The 2,096-nt window shown below is 52.7% G+C and carries 1 protein-coding gene; it reads right to left on the minus strand.

What is annotated here, in order from left to right:
• The coding region (locus tag DW754_RS10730; protein ID WP_158562945.1) for a DEAD/DEAH box helicase family protein at positions 1–1,903 on the minus strand (1,903 nt) is incomplete at its 3' end.
• Positions 1,904–2,096: the final 193 nt, after the last annotated feature.

The raw sequence follows: 2,096 nt of genomic DNA on the forward strand, positions 1-2,096 counted from the left end.
CGTACATGTACGGATGAATGTGGGAGGTGTTCGGATAAAGTCGATAATCAAGGGTCGCGGAAAGGCCGTATACATATTTGGCTGGAGCGGACTTGAGGACGAGCTCAAGCTGTGGTGCGGCTGCATGGTGACATTCATCACAGATGATGAGGCCGTAATCACGAACGAACTCCTTGGCTATTGGTTCTCCGGTCTGGGGGTCCTTGCTGGACAAAGACTGGAATGAAGCAATGTCGATGAGATGGCTTATGGCGGTTTTGCCTCCTCCGATTTGGCCAATGAGCGGAGGCCGCCTTTTACTGATTCGTCCTTTTGGGGTTCGAACTGGCTTTCTGTTATCCGTAATGTCGATAAACCGTTCGAGCTGGGATTTCCATTGGGCAATGAGCGCAGTCTTGGGAACGATGACAAGCGTTGGAAGACCGATGGCAGCAATAAGATAGGCTCCAATGACGGTTTTCCCGAAACCCGTCGGCGCGGACATGATCCCGTCTTCACAGTTGAGCATCTGTTCGGCGGCAATTTGCTGTTCAGGGCGAAGAGCCCCTTTAAATGTCATCACAATTGGATTGCCCGACATGCGCTTGTCTGAATAGTGAGCAGAAGCGCCGGCTTCTTGAAGCAGCCGCTCGAGTTGTGCTTTACAGCCTCTGGGAATCGCAACGCAGCCATCTCTAAGTTCGCTGAGGTCTATGTACCGCGGTTTGCCGAATACCGATTGGTGCATTGATTGGGCACGGAAGAATTCCGGGTTGGCAAATGTTGCAAGCCTGCGAACCTCCATCTGGGCGGCCGGGCTCAGAGATTTTTCGGTTATGTAGAGCATATCGGCTTGCGTGACGGGTAGCGATGACGGGAAGTCCTGCGGCGCGAGCGGAAGCCGCTTTCGCGGCCTCTGAGAATGTGGCGCGGCGGTGTTTCCCGCCACTGCAGCTGATATTCCATGCGGTTTATTGTCGATGCTTTCGATCAGATTTTGCACCGTTGCATGTGGAATCAGCTGAATTTGCGAAAGGTAAAGCCATTGATCGGGAAAGGGCTCAAATTGCTCGTCAACAAATACACTGTTCCCTTTTCGCTGCGCTTTTCCTTGAAAAGGCAGTGCTATGAGATTTCCGAAGCCGCCCTCAGGAATGGTGGACTGCGCGGGCAGCATCCGGTCAAAAGCTTCAAAGGTGATTGTCTTGTTGAGCGCCGCCGCTTCGGTGATAAGGCTGCTTCCAAATTCTCGTGCGATCTTTGCGCTGGTGAGCTCTAGGAAGAAAAACCAGACATGTGCGCCGTTACCTGATCTCGATCGCTCGACTGCAGCATCGATTCCATGGTTTTTTGCGACAAGCCGAATGGCGTTTGTCGCTTCTTTCCAATCGGATCCGTCAAAGTCGATGACCAGGACTTTTGTGTTGCTGTCACTATCGAGAACGTATTGACCTATGACGTCTCGGAGCCTGTCGTCGTTGCCTTTGAAATGGGCGATGATCGTGGCATCGCTCAGCTCGGGGAAGATGCGGTTGCCGCATTCCGCGCATTTGGTTTTCTGACGATTTAGTTTGGGGCAAATGCCTGCCTTCCACTCATTTGCGCAGGCTGGTGTATAGCCGATTCCCCCGTCTTTTCTGCGGTACCCATGAGCGTAAACATCTTTGCGGCCAGTAAAGAGATTGCGAAAGAGTTCCAATTTGTCGCGCGCTGTGCTCGCACTGGTGACGATTCCCTCGACCTGTGCCCGTCTATCGAAAGATTCGCCAGCTTTCTCCCATTCTTCCAGTGTTGCGTAACGGATGTCTGGACCGTTGCCGCAGATGACGATTTGGCTGTGCGGCTCCGATACATGGGCGACGGTTTTCTTGAATTGGAATAGCGTGCCCCCGATGAGGGCGTATTGATGCGTGACGGTGCTCATGTAAATGCCGTTCTTGTCGGAGTTCATTGAAATGAGGGTACGTTATTTTGATTTTTAAGGGACTCGACTCTGATTTTGGTTCGGCGATAGCGGAGTACACCTCCGTGAGTGGTGTTTGGCTGGTGTCAAAATGTGCGGTAGGGTAGCGCGCAGAGATGTGGTGTAAGAGGCGGGGCATGCCCCGCCTCTTACA

The sequence above is a fragment of the Collinsella sp. AM29-10AC genome, from assembly GCF_003469085.1.
Lineage (GTDB): Bacteria > Actinomycetota > Coriobacteriia > Coriobacteriales > Coriobacteriaceae > Collinsella.